This is a genomic window from Streptococcus cristatus (assembly GCF_003943515.1).
Taxonomy (GTDB): Bacteria; Bacillota; Bacilli; order Lactobacillales; family Streptococcaceae; genus Streptococcus; species Streptococcus cristatus_D.
Genome location: NZ_RJPT01000004.1, coordinates 24,327 through 40,757, shown reverse-complemented (window position 1 = coordinate 40,757; position 16,431 = coordinate 24,327). Strand labels below are relative to the sequence as shown.

The window sequence follows — 16,431 nt, the reverse complement described above, 5'->3', positions numbered from 1 at the left end:
AAATTATGTAATAATAACTATTTCACTTTTTCTTCTTCGTAATCGCCATTGCTGCAGACCACTTGTTTGCCGCCACCACGAACTTTCTTTTCAATCAGATAATGGTCACATTTTGGACAGTTCCGACCGACTGGCTTATCCCAAGATGTGAAATCACAGTCTGGATAACGATCACAGCCATAGAAAATACGATTTCGCTTAGTCTTACGCTCGATAACTTGACCTTTCTGGCACTGTGGGCAGGTCACGCCGATCTCCTTGACAATGGCCTGAGTGTGACGGCAGTCTGGGAAATTACTGCAGGCGTAGAATTTACCAAATCGACCCAACTTGATGACCATGGGACTGCCACAGACCTCACAGTCAAAACCGGCTGGCTCATCCTTGATTTGGATTTTTTCCATTTCAGACTCAGCTTTAGCCACTTCCTTTTCAAAAGGTTTGTAAAACTCGTCAATGATCTTCTGCCACTGTTCTTTTCCAACTTCTACATCATCCAGTTTTGCTTCCATTTCGGCTGTAAATTTCACATTTACGATGCCTGGGAAGAATTCGACAATCAATGAATTGACAATCTCACCCAATTCTGTCGGCTCAAAGCGCTTGGAAACCAACTTAACGTAATATCGTTTCTGAATGGTCTCAATGGTCGGTGCATAGGTAGACGGACGACCAACGCCATTTTCTTCCAAAGTTTTGATGAGAGCCGCTTCAGAATAACGAGCTGGCGGCTGCGTAAAGTGCTGTTCTGGATTGGTATTGACACGCTTGACGGTATCACCCTTTTCCATATCTGGCAGCATTTTATTCTTGTCAGAGTCATTATAGATAGCCAAATAACCATCGAATTTAACTTGACTACCGTTAGCTGTAAATTGAACACCATTTTGTTCAATTTTAACATTCATAGTATCAAAGACTGCAGCTGTCATTTGACTGGCTACAAAGCGATTCCAGATTAGCGTATAGAGCTTAAGCTGATCCTTATCCAGATATTTTGCAATGCTTTCTGGTGTATTGAAGACACTGGAAGGGCGAATGGCCTCGTGGGCATCTTGAGCTCCTGAAGCATTTTTCACCTTACTTCCATGTTTGGAATATTTGGCGCCAAATTTATCCGTGATAAAGCTAGCCGCTTCATTCTGCGCTACTGGACTGATCCGAGTCGAGTCGGTACGCATATACGTAATCAGACCTTGCACGCCAGAGCCGATATTAATACCTTCATAAAGCTGCTGAGCTACCATCATGGTCTTACGAGTCCGGAAATTAATCTTATTAGCGGCATCCTGCTGCATAGAGGAAGTCGTGTAGGGCAGCGGAGCATTGCGTCGACGCTCCTTCTTTTCGACGCTGTCGACTGTAAAGTCATCACCCTTGAGGTGAGACAGGACTTCCTTGACATCTTCGTTATTAGTCAGCTTCATCTTCTTGCCGTTTATGCCGTAGAAGCTGGCCTGGAACTGACGAGTCCCTTTCTTGAAGGTTCCGTCAATTGTCCAGTATTCTTCTGGTTTGAAGGCATTGATTTCATTTTCCCGATCGATAATCAGCTTGAGAGCGACAGACTGCACCCGACCAGCTGACAGGCCTTTTTTGACTTTCTTCCAAAGAATCGGAGAAATGGAATAACCAACCAAACGGTCCAGAACCCGACGCGCTTGCTGGGCATTGACCAAATCCATATCAATCTGGCGCGGCTCTTTAAAAGCGTTCTTGACTGCATCTTTGGTGATTTCATTAAAGACGACGCGGTTTTTCTCTTTCTCATCCAGATTAAGAATGTGGGCCAGATGCCAAGAAATAGCTTCTCCTTCGCGGTCCGGGTCACTTGCCAGAAAGACTTGCTTGGCTTTCTTAGCTTCTTTTTTCAAGTCATTAATCAACGGACCTTTACCACGAATATTAATGTATTGCGGCTCATAGTTATTCTCAAAATCTATGGACATAGTGGACTTTTTCAAGTCACGAATATGCCCCACACTGGCCAGAACCTTATAATTTCTTCCCAGATATTTTTCTATTGTTTTTGCCTTGGCAGGCGACTCTACGATGACAAGATTTTTCTTGGTCGTAGATTTTTTCTTTGTTTTTGTTACCAAATTAGACACCTTCTATAAGAAATAAATCTCATAGAGTGTAAACTATTTTTTGATAGATGTCAACTCACAACATTCTCTATAGGAAAACTTGTTTTAGAATTGGAACTCAGATAGGACGTCAGAGCCCGATGTGATGCACTTTGCGCCCTCTTGAATCAAATGATGACAACCGTCAGATTTTCCATCTAAAATAGACCCTGGAATGGCAAAGACATCCCGCCCCTCTTCCATTGCCCGCTCACAAGTAATCAGACTGCCTGAGCGCATCTTGGCTTCTGCCACGATAACGCCACGACAAAGACCAGCTATGATGCGATTTCGATCTGGAAAATGAAATTTCAAGGGTTGCTCACCTGGCCCATACTCCGTCAGCAATAGATGATTTTTGCCAATATAAGCCTGCAGTTTTTGATTGGCCTTGGGATAGAAGACATCTAGTCCCGTCCCAATGACAGCAATAGTTTGGCCACCATTTTGCAGGGCAGCCATGTGGGCCACGGTATCAATCCCACGAGCCAGCCCGCTAACGATAACCAGCTCATTATTCAACTCCTTGATGATTTTCTGCACAGCAGCATTGCCCTGCTTACTGCTGTCTCGACTGCCAACAACCGCTATCTTAGGCATTTCTAGCAAATTTAAATTTCCTTGATAAAATAGCAAAGTCGGCGCATCGTAAATCTCGCATAGATCCCAAGGATACACATCATCCAAGATTGAAAAGGACGGAAAACGTTCAAATTCTTCTTTCAAAGCTGGTAAATCAAGTCGCTTGTACTTTTCCATAAAGAGTGCGGGATTGCGACACTCAGAGACGACGGCCTTGTCTCGTAAAGATAGCTCTCCTTCTTTATTTTCTGCATACCTCAAGATATTTAAGACCTGTTGATTAGTCAAGCCAGCTTTTTTCATTTTATAAATTTCAAAATTATTCATTTTAATCACCTCACTTTCTTATTCGTAAAAAAGTTCAAAAAAAGAACTGCAATACAGTTCCTTGTTTCTTATTCGATTAATGCTTGAGAAAATTGTTGAGTTCTTCTATTCTTCATGAACAGGAATTTCCTTAATAATCTTAGCAGGATTGCCGGCTAGGACTACGTTATCGCCGAATGATTTAGTCACCACTGCACCAGCTCCAACTACGACATTATCTCCCAGCGTCACGCCTGGCAGAATGGTTACACCACCACCAGCCCAGAAATTGTCACCAATCTTAATGGGCGCCCCGTATTCAATACCGGAATTTCTTTCCACTGGATCAAGCGGATGCAGCGGTGTCAGAAACTGGCAATTGGGACCCAGCATGGCATTCTTTCCAATGGTAATAGGACAGACATCCAGCATGGTCAAGTTCCAGTTGGAATAAAAATTCTCCCCCAAGTGAATGTTAACTCCATAATCACAGACTAAATCTGGATGCAACCACAGATTCTCCCCTGTACTGCCGAACCACTCCTTGGCGATAGCGCTGCGTTTTTCAATATCTCGTTCTTGGTTAAAACGATACTGAAACTCTCTCGAGCGAGCAGCCAATGCTCTCAATTCAGGATCTTGAGGGCTGTAGTTCTCTCCTGCAATCATTTTTTGGTATTCGCTAGTCACACTTATCTCCTCATAACGATTAGGATTTCTTATGAACTTGTCATGGATTTGATCGGTTCAAAGCTCCTACGGTGAATTGGTGTGACACCGTATTTTTCCAAGCCTTCCAGATGCAGCTTGGTGCCATAGCCGGCATTTTGGGCAAAGTCATATCCTGGATAAACCTGATCAAATTCCGCCATCATCTTGTCCCTCGTCACCTTTGCTACGATAGAAGCTGCAGCGATGGACAGAGAATTAGCATCACCCTTAATAATGGACTGCTGGGGCAAGAACAAGTCTAACTTCATCGCGTCAATCAAAAGGTAATCCGGCTTTATCTTGAGCTGAGCTACCGCTTCTGTCATGGCTAGCTTGGTCGCTTCATAGATATTGACTCGGTCAATCGTTTGATTGTCCATAATGCCTAATCCAACGGCTAAAGCCTGATCTAGCACTGCTTGATAAATTTCCTCATGTTTTTTCTTGGGAATCTTTTTACTGTCATTCAGACCTTTTATTTTGCAGCCAGGAGGTAGGATAACTGCTGCCGCGACTACTGGACCAGCTAAGGGACCTCGTCCGACTTCATCAATGCCAGCAATCACCTGAAATCCTTGACTGTAGAGTTCTTTTTCATAGCGCAGCATGTACTCTAGGCGTAAGTCTTCATCTAGCTCTGATTGGATTTCTTTTTGGCGCTTGAGTAATAACTTTTGAACACCGCTTCGCTCATCCTGCTTTAAAGCCTGAAAAAGTGGATCCTGCAAGTCAAATACTTGAGCCAGCTGCTCTTGGATTTCCTTAATCGTGGCCATCCAATTCCTCCAATGTATCCAGTGTATAGCGACCTAAGCGGCCATCACGCACTTCCTTGACAAAGAGGCTATAAAAACGATCGTAGTCCTCTCTGAAGCCCAGTTTTTGAGTCATATCCATAATCATGTCTGGCGCTTCCAGCTCTAAATCCAGCTGCTTAAAACGCTCCTGCAGTGCCTTAGGATAATGCTCTTTGAAATAATTGAGTCCGAAAATCGTGACCTCATCCATGGGCAGCAAATTGTCCTTGATAGCTCCCGTCAAAGCGAGTTTCAAAGCCACCATTTCATCTTCAAATTTTGGCCAAAGAATCCCCGGTGTATCTAGAATTTCCAAATCCTTATTGGACTTGAGCCACTGCTGACCTTTGGTGACCCCTGGTTTATTGCCGACTATCGCGATTTTCTTACCAGCTAGCCGGTTCATCAGCGTTGACTTTCCAGCATTGGGAATCCCGATAATCATGGTCCGCAAGGTTTCGATTTGAATTCCTCTTTCCCGCTGGCGAGCTAGCTTATCAGCCATTAATTTCTTAGCTGCTTCGGTCACTTTTTTAACTGCAGATTGTTCCTTAGAGTTAATAGCCAAGGTTTTGATTCCCTGACTTTCAAAATAGGCCTGCCATTCCTTGGTTAAGTTTGGATCCGCTAAGTCGGCCTTGTTTAAAATCAATAATTTGGGCTTATCCCCAACAATTTTGGTCAACATGGGATTTTGACTGGACAAGGGCAACCTCGCATCCACCAAAATCGTCACAAAATCTACAAATTTAATACTTTCTTGAACCTGTCTCCGAGCCTTGGACATGTGCCCCGGAAACCATTGAATCGTTGCCATTAAAAACCTCTTTCTTACAATCTTCTAGTATCTCATTATACCAAAAAAATAGAGAAGAAAATAGTAAAATCGCTCCCTCAAACTGTCAGAAGCGATTCTCTACTCTTATAAAAATGACGGTTTGCGATCCTGTTTATCGGTGAATGGAACTCGCGGTTCACGAATCCTAGTCACATAATCAACAAACTCCTCGCCAGTCTGGTCAAACTCAGCAACTGCGAAAAACTGATCGTGGTAAAAGAAAAATTTATAGTGGTTTTCAAAAGCTTCTTTGAGCCATTTGTCTTTGGCCACAATTGAGCGCATGGGGTAATCATCTACTGCAGCAACCCACAGAGGTTTCCGATGAGCATGAGTCAGCACCAAATCAGCCATATGAATCATGGTTTCCTCGCCCTGTTTCAGTAAGATGATGCTGTGACCGTTACTGTGACCGCCTGTATGAACCATTTGAATTTCTGGAATGACGTTCAGATATTCAGTAAAAGTTTCAACCTGATCTTGGATTGGCTCCCAATTTTCCTTCAGATAAGTTCCCCTTGTCCGACTATTAGGATTTCGCATTTCGTACCATTCCATCTCATTTACAAAAATCTTTGCATTTGGGAATTTTGAAACAAGCTGATTGTTCTCATCTAGTCTAGTCAAACCGCCAGAGTGATCATGGTGCATGTGCGTCATTAAAATATGGGAAATATCTTCCGGTTTTAATCCCAAAAGAGCCAAACTTTCTTCAACACGGCTCTCAGAAAGAATACCGAGATTACGGCGTTGTTTATCAGAAAGCTTAGCCGTATCAAAACTCGCATCAATTAAATAATTCTGCCCCTTGTATTGAATCAAAATCGGATCTGTCAGTTCAGCCATCATATTTTCTTCTGTTGTTGGATAATAACGTGACCAAACAACCTTTGGTACCGGACCAAACAAGGTGCCTGCATCTGTGAGCTTATCCGCTCCACGCAACCAAGTCAGCTTCATTTCCCCAAACTGATACTCTTGTAATTTGAGTTCTGTCATCTTTTACTCCTTTAACCATCTCTCTGCGATTTCTTTTCTGATCGAATTCCCTGACCGTCCATAATTCTCAATAATTTCAGCATCTTTAAAATAGCGTTTGATATTCACATGATCAAATTTTTGTAAAGGCCCGATAAGACGGAGAATTTCATCTGTAACCTCTAGCGCTACCTTAGTCATATATAGCTTTATCCGTGCAACAAACTTGGAATCTTCTTCTATTTGATTAGGATAGGATGAGAAATAAGCATCTGCAGCACAAATTTTATTGTATAAATCTGCGAACTTGTACTGATGCAACTCAACATCCATCAGTCGCTTGCCGAACCCCCTTTTTACACGTGCAAACTCAAGACCCTTATGAAAAGCACCTTCGGCAACTCCTAAAGCAACTGCACTCAAGCCAAGTTGCATATTCTTTATGATATCATTAAATTGCTCATTTCCAGCCAAGACTCCGCCTAATAAGGCAGTTTCCGGCAGGTGTACATTATCTAAGGTAACAGAACTTAGTGGAAGTCCTAGTAAACCTTGCTTTTCTATCTGCTCACCAATGAGCACACCCGAAGCACTCGTCTCCACAATGAAGAAGCCGTAAGAATCAGGCTTTCCAGTTTCCATTACTTTAGCTAATACCAAGAGAATATCCGCAATGCTGCTATTCGACACTTTGGCTTTTTCTCCCGAAAGTTGCCAACCTGTCTCTGTCTTAATCGCATAGGTCTCCAAATCTGCCAAACTATTTAGATGCTTAGACTCAGAAAATCCAAGACCTGCTTTACAAGTTCCCTTTACCAACTTGTCCAGATAACGCTCTTTCTGTTGCCCCGTACCAAATTTCAAAATCGGATAAACACCATAACAACCTTGGGTCAGCAATATAGTTGAAAGAGCTGGAAATTCATTCGAAATCATTCGAATAGAGCTGATAAAATCAGAAGCCAAAGCCTGATCGCCTTCTGACAAAATCGGTGAAAAAATATCCAAATCCGTCGTCATTACTTCCCAAATCTCCTGAGGAAAGTCGACTGACTCATCATGATTTTTCATGTAGTCTCTAATAGCTGTATTTACATATGAACTCAATGCTGCTGTTTTGGTACTGGACTTCATCATCAATTCTCCCCCCTATGGATGTGGCTCAGAAAGAGGCTGATAATAACCTTTTAAAAGCTCTTCATATACGTATGCTTCTACCTCATTGTAGCTTGCTTTATAAGGCCGGCAGAACCAAATATTGAAAGGCACCGGATCCTTAAAGCGCACAACCTTGAATTTATTCTTATCGACAAAATATTCTAAAGGACGAGGTAACAGTGCAATCATATCGTTTTGATAAGTTGACTCTATCAAGAAATCCCATGTCGATGATAAATAGGCAAAATTTGCTTTTATCTTTTTACTCTTTAATTTTTCAGTGATTAAATCGTAGGTTGTAAATGATTTATTAAAGGTTGCTAAACCGTACTGAGCTATATCTTTCCATTTCAACAATTCTTTGTTTGCCAAGGGATGATTCTTATCCATATAGGCCACGTATTCATCAACTTGAATGATATACTGTTCATATTTTTTAGGATCCAGATTGGTAGGTTCGATTAGTACTGCAAAATTCAGATCCCCTGCAACCAGCTTTTGACGTAATTCATTACTTCCATCCTCAGTAACCTGAATGTTGACTTGCGGATTGTCTTGTAAAAATTTTGGTAAAATACTAGAAAAATATACACGTAAAATCAATGACGGAATGCCCAAGTTAAAGGTACCTTTTTGTTTAAGAGCTTCCATATGAATCATTGACTGCATCTCTTCATGCCGGTTGACAATCTCTGTGGCAAAGCGGTAAATCTTACCACCAGCTTCCGTCAGACTCTCTAATCTTCCATTTCTACGATTGAAGAGCTGGACTCCTTCCGTTGATTCAAAATTTGTGACAAACTGACTCAAGGCTGACTGGCTGATATGAATTTTCTTAGCTGCGATAGAAAGATTGCATCCACATTCGACGATATTGATAAAGTAAGTCATTTGAATTATATCCACTTTTCGTCTCCCATCTTTCAAATTTCACGAGGTAATTTGCCATAAATAAAACAGCAACTGGCCCTCGAAACCATGATGACCAGTTGCTAGTATTCTGATTAAAAACTAATCATCGCTCAAGTTGTTATAAACACATAGTAACACACTTTCAGAGAAAGAGGATATTAATTGCTTACTAACCTTATTAGATTGACATCGTTTTCAAGTCTTCTGAAACAATTACTTCTCCTGCTGTCTTTTCAAGAACTTCCTCTAGGGTAACGCCGGGAGCAAGCTCTTTCAAGAGGAACTTACCATCTTGGAAACCAAAGACAGCCAACTCTGTAATGACTAAATCAAGAACTCCTTTGGCAGAAAGTGGCAAAGTACACTCTGGCAGAAGTTTAGATTGGCCATCAGCAGTAGTATGCTGGATTGCACCGATAACACGCTTCGCTCCAACCAACAAGTCCATCGCTCCACCCATTCCTGGGGCAAACTTACCTGGAATAATCCAGTTAGCAATACTACCATCTTGACTGACTTCCAAAGCTCCTAGAACAGTCGCATCAACGTGTCCACCACGGATGATCGCGAAGGAAGTCTGCAAGTCAAACAATGCTGCTCCAGGCAAGAGAGTGATTGGCGCTCCACCAGAGTTTGCCAGGTTTGGATTGTAAGTATCTTTCGTTGGTGTTTCACCAAAGCGAAGCGCTCCATTTTCGGCCTGAAGAATAACGTTTACTCCCTCAGGAATATAGTCAGCAGATGCGTTTGGAATACCAAATCCTAGATTGACAACATCTCCATCTTTAAATTCTTGTGCAACACGTCTTGCAATAATTTCTTTTGCTTTCATATTAGTTCACCCCCGCCAATTTTTTAGTCTCTGTCCAAAGATCACCCATCATCTTATGGTGTTCTTCTGGAGTCAAGCTTTGGACGACATAGTCAACAAGGATGCCCGGAACATAAATATCATTCGGATGAATTTCGCCAGCTTCAACAATTTCATTCGCTTCAACGATAACAGTATCTGCTGCGAGTGCTAATTGCAAGGAAATGTTTTTCGTAGTACCATCGATATACAAGTTGCCGTATTTGTCAGCTTTAGTCGCTTTGATTAAGGCAACATCAATTTTAAGTGGATCATAGACCAAGTATTCACGGCCATTACGTTCTACTTTTTCATAATCTTTTTCTAAGATTGTTCCGACTCCTGTCGGGGTCAAGACAGCTCCTAATCCAGCTCCAGCTGCATGGAGACGCTCAACAACAGTTCCCATCGGTGTAAATTCGACTTCCATCGTCTTTTCAAAATACTCACGTTGAGCTGCTGCAGATGTTCCTACGTGGGCTGCAATATATTTTTTTACTTGGTGGTTTTCACAAAGTCGTCCAACCCCAACTTCTTTACCAGGATGAGATGTTACCACCGATACCAAAGTCAAGTCTTGCTGGTTTTGTTTTACTAATTCTTCAATCAATTCAAAAGGTTCACCGACACCGAGGAATCCAGAAATTCCAACGATATCACCCGATTTGACCTTAGAAATAGCGTCTGATAATGATACAACTGATTTCATGCTGATACCTCCTCTTTTACTTACGATTGAAAACAGCTTTGCGTTTTTCAACAAAAGCACGCATTCCTTCTAGTTTGTCTTCTGTAGAGAAGAGCAAGGCTTCTGCTTCTGTTTCCAGACGGATTGCATTTTTAAGAGGAAGTTCCGCACCAACTTGAATGACATGTTTTGCTTTTTCAACAGCTAACGGTGCATTCTTCATGATGGCTGCGGCTAATTCTTCAGCTGAAGACAACAATTCTTCAGCAGGAACCAGTTTGTTAAGAATACCTAAGTCATAGGCTTCTTGACCTTTCACTGTACGAGCAGTGAAGATAAGTTCTTTGGCACGGCTAGTTCCAATCAAGCGCGACATCCGTTGAGTACCAGCAAATCCTGGAATAATACCCAAGCCAACTTCTGGGAAGCCAACCACTGTTTTTTCAAATCCAATACGGATATCTGTTGAAAGTGCTAGCTCCATACCACCACCGAGTGCATAACCATTGATGACTGCAATCGTTGGTTGGCGTAAATCTGAAAGGCGAGTAAATGTATCGTTTGCAAATGTCATGTATTCAAATGCTTGAATAGGTGACATCAAATCCATTTCCTTGATGTCTGCTCCGGCGACGAATGCTTTTTCTCCTGCTCCAGTTACGATGACAACGCGAATTTCTTCGCTTTTCTCAACTTGATCAAGAACTTCATTCAAATCAGCCAAAACTTGAGAACTCAAGGCGTTCAAAGCTTCAGGACGGTTGATTGTGATATATCCAATCCCATTTTTAACTTCTAATAAAACAGTTTTACTCATTTTTATGCTCCTACTTATAAAATTGAATGACTAAGTATGGTGTCAACAAATACTTAAACTACAAATGTAAGAGCTTACATTCTTATGATATACCATTTCTCACACTTCGTCTACTTAATCATCATTTATGCATCAATAAGCTAAGCTTATAGTTTTGATATTCAAGTTAATTTTTCGAAAAATAAAACAAGTCCTATCAAGGCTTGTTTGGAAAAACAGCTCATCGATAGGACTTGTTTATATAGTAGAAGCAAATGGAAAACTTCAAAAATGAACTAGATTCTAGCGTTCTACGATGACCGCTGTACCCATACCGCCACCGATACAAAGGGTAGCAAGACCACGTTTAACATCACGTTTTTGCATTTCGTGCAAAAGTGTTACCAAAATACGGCAGCCTGAAGCACCGATTGGGTGACCAAGAGCAATCGCACCACCATTTACATTGACTTTTTCAGGATCAAGATTCAATTCTTTACCAACGGCACATGCTTGCGCTGCAAATGCTTCATTGGATTCAACCAAATCTAAATCTTCCACTGTAAATCCGCCTTTTTCAAGGGCTTTGCGAGATGCGTAAATCGGACCACAACCCATAACTTTTGGATCTAGTCCAGCGCTTGCGTAAGATTTGATCGTTGCCAAAACTGGAACGCCCAATTCTTTAGCTTTATCAGCACTCATAACAACAACTGCTGCTGCACCGTCGTTAATACCTGAAGCATTACCAGCAGTTACAGTACCATCTTTCTTGAAGACTGGGCGCAATTTACCTAAACCTTCAAGAGAAGCGTCTTTTCTTGGGAATTCATCTGTATCAAATACGATAGGATCGCCTTTACGTTGCGGAATTTCAACAGGAACAATTTCTTCTTTGAAACGCCCAGCTTCGATCGCTGCAACTGCACGTTTTTGAGATTGCACAGCAAAGTTATCTTGGTCTTCACGTGTAATGCCATATTGTTCAGCAACGTTTTCAGCTGTAATTCCCATATGGAAGGATTCAAAAGCATCTGTCAAGCCATCGCGGAGCATAGTGTCTACTACTTGAGAGTCTCCCATACGAGCGCCCCAACGTTGGTTTTGAAGGACATAAGGAGCTTGGCTCATGTTTTCGGCCCCTCCAGCTACTACGATATCAGCATCTCCACACAATACAGCTTGAGCTGCCAATTGTACTGCTTTCAAACCAGAGCCACAAACTTTGTTAATAGTGAAAGCTGGAGAAGTTACTGGGACACCTGCGTTGACACTCATTTGACGAGCTACGTTTTGACCAAGACCTGCACCCAGAACATTCCCCATGATAACTTCATCAACTTGTTCCGGTTTCAAATTTGCTCGTTCAATAGCACTTTTAATAACTAAACTACCTAGATCAACAGCCGAAACATTTTTTAAAGTTCCACCAAAAGAACCTAAAGGTGTGCGGACTGCTGCTACAATAACTGCTTCTTTCATTTCTTGCTCCTTATATCTTAATATTTAAAGAATCCTTCTTTAGTCTTGCGACCAAGCTTACCAGCTTCAACCATCTTCTTCAGAAGTGGAGCAGGACGATACTTAGGATCTCCAAATCCATTGTTTAACACTCCCATGATAGCCAAGCAGACATCAAGACCGATCAAGTCAGCCAATGCCAATGGGCCAATTGGGTGATTAGCACCTAGTTTCATTGCTTCGTCAATTTCTTCTGCTGAAGCAATTCCTTCTCCTAAGATGAAAATAGCTTCATTGATCATTGGAATCAAGACACGGTTCACAACAAAACCATAAGAATCTTTCACATCTACAGCTGTTTTACCGATTTTTTCAGTCAATTCACGAACAGCTTTCACAACTTCATCTGATGTTTGAAGCGCACGAATAACTTCAACCAATTTCATAACTGGTGCTGGGTTGAAGAAGTGCATACCAATAACGCGTTCTTGATGAACTGTCGCTGCTGCAATATCAGTAATAGATAGAGATGAAGTGTTTGAAGCCAGAATAGTTTGAGGATCAGTCAACTCATCCAACTGTTTAAAGATACTCAATTTGATGTCGCGATTTTCAGTAGCCGCTTCAATAACCAATTGAGCATGTTTAGCATCTTCATAAGAAGTAGAAGGAATCAGATTTGCCAAAATGTTGTTTTTATCTTCTTCTGACAAACGACCTTTTTCAACAGAACGAGACAATTGCTTAGTAATACCATCCAGCCCTCTTTGAACAAATTCTTCCTTGATATCATTGAGATAAACTGTGAAACCTGATTGAGCAAAGACTTGTGCAATACCGCTTCCCATTTGACCTGATCCGATGATCATCACTTTTGAAATATTCATTTTTTTCTCCTATTTACTATCAAAATATAAACTTCAAAAAGAAAGAATCGGAACGATTACTAGCAAATGCTGAGCAATCGTTCCAAATTCATTATTATACAAATGCTCCAATACCAGTAATTTCACGGCCCACGATCAAAGCATTCACTTCATGAGAACCTTCATAGGTGTAGATTGCTTCAGCATCTGCAAAGAAGCGAGCTACATCAGTTTCAAGAGTGATTCCGTTACCACCACATGTTTCACGTGCAAGTGCAACTGTTTCGCGCATTACCAATGAGTTGTGCATCTTAGCAAGTGCAGAGTTCAACATCAATTCATTACCTGCTTCTTGCATTTCAGCAATACGAGCTGAGTATGAAAGTACTGCCACTGCGTTAGCTTGCATTCTAGCCAATTTTTCTTGTACGATTTGGAATGCAGCAATTGGACGTTTGAATTGTTGACGATCTTTAGCATATTTAAGAGCTGCTACGTATGAACCACAAGTGATAGCAGTTGCAATGTGAGCAACGTCAGCACGAGTGAATGTCAAGATACGAGCTACATCGCCAAATCCATTGATATTTACCAAACGGTCTGAATCTGGAACTTCCACATTCTTCATAGTAATGTGGCCATTACGTACGCAACGAAGAGCTGTTTTGTGAGGGATTGGTTCTGCATGATATCCAGGAGCACCTTTACGAACGATGAAACATTTCACTTTTCCATCTTCAACGTCGCGGGCAAATACTGGAACAACATCAGCTGTATCTGATCCGCCGATCCAACGTTTTTCTCCGTTCAAAATCCATTTGTCTCCAACACGCTCAGCTGTTGTCGCAAGACCTCCAGCAATGTCAGAACCTGACAACGGTTCAGTCAAAGCGAAACATCCTTGCCAGTCAAATGCAGCTAATTTAGGAAGAAATTCTTTTTGTTGACGCTCGTCACCACCAAGCAAGACTGTGTTGTAGCAAAGTCCACCATGAACTGTGAAGAAAGTCGCTATAGACGCATCGAAACGGCCTAATTCTAAATACAAGAATGCGATGTAAAGTTCTGATGGTTTGTAGTTGCCTTCGCGACCTTCGAACAATTTAGGGTTGTTCATGATTTGAGCGCCTTTAGCAACTGCATAGAATTCTTCAAATGGGAAATCAGGTGCTTCCCAATATTCATTAATGACTGGACGAAGATGCTTTTCAATCAAACGACGAGTTTCTTGTAATACTTCCGCTTCTCCCAATGTCAAGCCATCAGCATAGTGGAAAAGATCCTCAGGGTATAGTTCACGTAAAATTTCTTCTTTAGTTGCCATTTTATTGACTCCTTTTGTATAGTTTTTATTTGTATAAGAGCGCTTTCATTTTTATAGTTTAGTATTTGTTGACGCTTTCATTTTATATCTAATATGTCCTAGTGTCTACTTAAGAAAGATTAAGAAGAGCATAAGTCCAGATTATACATATTGATTTAACTGGCTTTGAAAGGTCTTTTTCTAATAAAAACTAGGAAAAAATCTTTGAATACGGTTACAAATTTTGAAGAGAAATCTACTTTGAACTGAATTTTTATATTGAGTTTTGAAAAAGAAAAAGCCCATCTGGGCTTTTCAGCATTGTTATCGGATTTGCTCAAAATGCAAATGGACAGCGATATGGTCACCGTAACCACTACGCTCCAAATCACGCTGCAAGCGATAGGAAATATAATGCTCAGCAATAGTGATATAGCCTGCTCCCAAGAGACGGTTTTCAACCATAGACTGAATCATACTGATTGTGGCCCGCTCAACCTTAGCTTCTTCCAAATCTAACGCGACTTTTTTTGTCACCAAGGCTAGATTTTGGCGGAGGTCGTCTGTCAAGACATAAACGGTTTGAGCCGCTTTTAATACCGCTTGATAGATTTTATCTGGGTCAAAATCAACGACTTCCCCACTGCGTTTAATAACTTTCATAAAATACTCCTTTATTTATATATTTCTGATGTAATGTAAATCTCTGGCTTGACTGCTATCAATCCAATTTTCAGTGGCAGACTCAAAGACAAAGCCCTCTTTTTCATAAAATGGAAGACCGATAGCATTTCCTTCCGTTACTGTAACAGCTTGCTCTCTGGCCTGATATTGTGATTTTTGATAACTTGTCAAGGTCTCCAGCAACTCATGGCCGATTCCCAAACGTTGAGCCTGCGGTAAGACGTAGAGAACATAAACATTGGCTCTGCCGTCCTCACTCATTCCACCACCAATACAACCAAGAACCTGCCCATTCATTTCTGCCAGCCAATAGCCATTCCATTCAGGAGAAAGTTCAGTCAAGTCCTTCAGCAAACGTTCTTGGCTATAGAAAATGTCAAAGACTCGCTCTATGTAGGAAGATGAGTAAATATCTTTATAGGTAGCCAACCAAGTTTCTCTACATATCTTTTGGATTAGTTGCCAATCATCCTTGCTTGCCTTCCGAACCTGCATTATCATCACCTCTCAAGAGATAACTTATACTATCATTATACAATTTTTTCTTGTTTTTTTCAAAAAGAATGAAACATTTAGAAAAAGGACTACAGAGATGAACTAAACCTCAATCCTTAGAATGTTATCTAACGTTTGAGGCGCCATTCAACTGCAATCCTTTTGAAATATTTTTTAGAGAACTATAAATATTAGTCCTTTTAGATCAAGCTAATAATACATATACTATATACCACTTTCCTCTAATACAATGTCTTGTTTCTTGTAACGATATTGCATTTTCCAATGATTTTCAGACACTTCTTCTAATTTCAGAGTTTTGTTAATCTTATTAAAAGGCAATTTCTCTTCCTCAACTTTCCTTAGGAGCTCAACTAATAAATCACCCCCAGCGTTTAGAGAAATTAAACTATCATCCTCACTATCGTATTGAAGTAAAACTTTCTTCGTTGGTTTGTGGATGACATTATAAAGATTAAAAGCCCTTTCAATGTCAAAATTCTTCTCTTTGTCTGCTATCATTGACACAGTATGTAACTCTAATCGACCAATTTTAAACGCTCCAAAAAGACTGACAACAATCCCTAATCCAGCAAGTGTTTCCCAGATGAGAGAGAAAAGTTTTAAATCCCAATCTGTTATAAGGTTAAGAAATAGATAAAGAGCCCCCAAACCAAACCCTAACAAAATTAGACCTGCGCCATAAAAACTTGCCTTATCACCAGTTCGAATAATTGGCTTGTCGTAAACTCTCTTCCCCTCAAGTTTTTCCAGACTGCGCTTTGCCTTATACTCCTCGATTCGTTGACTATGCTTTTCTGTCATATTATGAAATCACACCTCACTTATACCTGTATCCTCTAAAACAAAATTGCTG

17 protein-coding genes are annotated in these 16,431 nt (G+C 40.9%); all 17 read right to left on the bottom strand.

Going from position 1 to position 16,431, the window contains the following annotated elements; genetic code table 11:
* Nucleotides 1–17: 17 nt before the first annotated feature.
* The 17 genes from topA to D8791_RS05255 all read right to left on the bottom strand — a co-directional run bounded on the left by topA (nt 18) and on the right by D8791_RS05255 (nt 16,379).
* Nucleotides 18–2,111 (bottom strand): type I DNA topoisomerase, encoded by a 2,094-nt coding sequence (topA, locus tag D8791_RS05335; RefSeq protein WP_125446547.1) that lies wholly within the window; start codon nt 2,109–2,111, stop codon nt 18–20.
* Nucleotides 2,112–2,195: 84 nt separating this feature from the next.
* Nucleotides 2,196–3,038, bottom strand: coding sequence for a DNA-processing protein DprA (gene dprA, locus D8791_RS05330; RefSeq protein WP_125446546.1), 843 nt, complete (start codon nt 3,036–3,038; stop codon nt 2,196–2,198).
* 105 nt (nt 3,039–3,143) lie between these two features.
* The gene (locus D8791_RS05325; RefSeq protein WP_125446545.1) at nt 3,144–3,707 is read right to left on the bottom strand and encodes a sugar O-acetyltransferase; all 564 of its coding nucleotides are present in this window, start codon (nt 3,705–3,707) and stop codon (nt 3,144–3,146) included.
* A 29-nt stretch (nt 3,708–3,736) separates the two neighbouring features.
* Nucleotides 3,737–4,504 carry a ribonuclease HII gene (gene rnhB / locus D8791_RS05320; protein WP_125446544.1) on the bottom strand — a complete coding sequence of 256 codons (768 nt, stop codon included), beginning with the start codon at nt 4,502–4,504 and terminating at the stop codon, nt 3,737–3,739.
* Nucleotides 4,491–5,342 carry a ribosome biogenesis GTPase YlqF gene (gene ylqF, locus D8791_RS05315; RefSeq protein WP_045497395.1) on the bottom strand — a complete coding sequence of 284 codons (852 nt, stop codon included), beginning with the start codon at nt 5,340–5,342 and terminating at the stop codon, nt 4,491–4,493. The genes rnhB and ylqF overlap by 14 nt, the downstream gene beginning before the upstream one ends.
* A 105-nt stretch (nt 5,343–5,447) precedes the next feature.
* Nucleotides 5,448–6,362 (bottom strand): MBL fold metallo-hydrolase, encoded by a 915-nt coding sequence (locus D8791_RS05310; RefSeq protein ID WP_048764406.1) that lies wholly within the window; start codon nt 6,360–6,362, stop codon nt 5,448–5,450.
* Between the two features lie 3 nt (nt 6,363–6,365).
* Nucleotides 6,366–7,478 (bottom strand): acyl-CoA dehydrogenase family protein, encoded by a 1,113-nt coding sequence (locus tag D8791_RS05305; RefSeq protein ID WP_125446543.1) that lies wholly within the window; start codon nt 7,476–7,478, stop codon nt 6,366–6,368.
* Between the two features lie 12 nt (nt 7,479–7,490).
* Nucleotides 7,491–8,405, bottom strand: coding sequence for a LysR family transcriptional regulator (locus D8791_RS05300; protein WP_179856417.1), 915 nt, complete (start codon nt 8,403–8,405; stop codon nt 7,491–7,493).
* A gap of 184 nt (nt 8,406–8,589) precedes the next feature.
* Nucleotides 8,590–9,243: a 3-oxoacid CoA-transferase subunit B gene (locus D8791_RS05295; RefSeq protein WP_005590348.1), complete on the bottom strand. Its 654-nt coding sequence runs from the start codon at nt 9,241–9,243 to the stop codon at nt 8,590–8,592.
* Between the two features lies 1 nt (nt 9,244).
* Nucleotides 9,245–9,970, bottom strand: a complete 726-nt coding sequence (locus D8791_RS05290) for a CoA transferase subunit A (protein ID WP_061908984.1) — start codon at nt 9,968–9,970, stop codon at nt 9,245–9,247.
* Nucleotides 9,971–9,986: 16 nt separating this feature from the next.
* Nucleotides 9,987–10,766, bottom strand: a complete 780-nt coding sequence (locus D8791_RS05285) for an enoyl-CoA hydratase/isomerase family protein (protein WP_005590351.1) — start codon at nt 10,764–10,766, stop codon at nt 9,987–9,989.
* A 282-nt stretch (nt 10,767–11,048) separates the two neighbouring features.
* Nucleotides 11,049–12,227 (bottom strand): acetyl-CoA C-acetyltransferase, encoded by a 1,179-nt coding sequence (locus tag D8791_RS05280; protein ID WP_125446542.1) that lies wholly within the window; start codon nt 12,225–12,227, stop codon nt 11,049–11,051.
* A gap of 17 nt (nt 12,228–12,244) precedes the next feature.
* Nucleotides 12,245–13,093, bottom strand: a complete 849-nt coding sequence (locus D8791_RS05275; protein ID WP_125446541.1) for a 3-hydroxybutyryl-CoA dehydrogenase — start codon at nt 13,091–13,093, stop codon at nt 12,245–12,247.
* A 94-nt stretch (nt 13,094–13,187) separates the two neighbouring features.
* Nucleotides 13,188–14,396, bottom strand: a complete 1,209-nt coding sequence (fadE, locus tag D8791_RS05270; protein ID WP_005590354.1) for an acyl-CoA dehydrogenase FadE — start codon at nt 14,394–14,396, stop codon at nt 13,188–13,190.
* A 303-nt stretch (nt 14,397–14,699) separates the two neighbouring features.
* Nucleotides 14,700–15,038, bottom strand: coding sequence for an ATP cone domain-containing protein (locus D8791_RS05265; protein WP_005590355.1), 339 nt, complete (start codon nt 15,036–15,038; stop codon nt 14,700–14,702).
* Nucleotides 15,039–15,053: 15 nt separating this feature from the next.
* On the bottom strand, nt 15,054–15,554 hold the full coding sequence (locus tag D8791_RS05260; protein ID WP_125446540.1) for a GNAT family N-acetyltransferase: 501 nt from the start codon (nt 15,552–15,554) through the stop codon (nt 15,054–15,056).
* Between the two features lie 225 nt (nt 15,555–15,779).
* The gene (locus tag D8791_RS05255; RefSeq protein WP_125446539.1) at nt 15,780–16,379 is read right to left on the bottom strand and encodes a hypothetical protein; all 600 of its coding nucleotides are present in this window, start codon (nt 16,377–16,379) and stop codon (nt 15,780–15,782) included.
* Nucleotides 16,380–16,431: the final 52 nt, after the last annotated feature.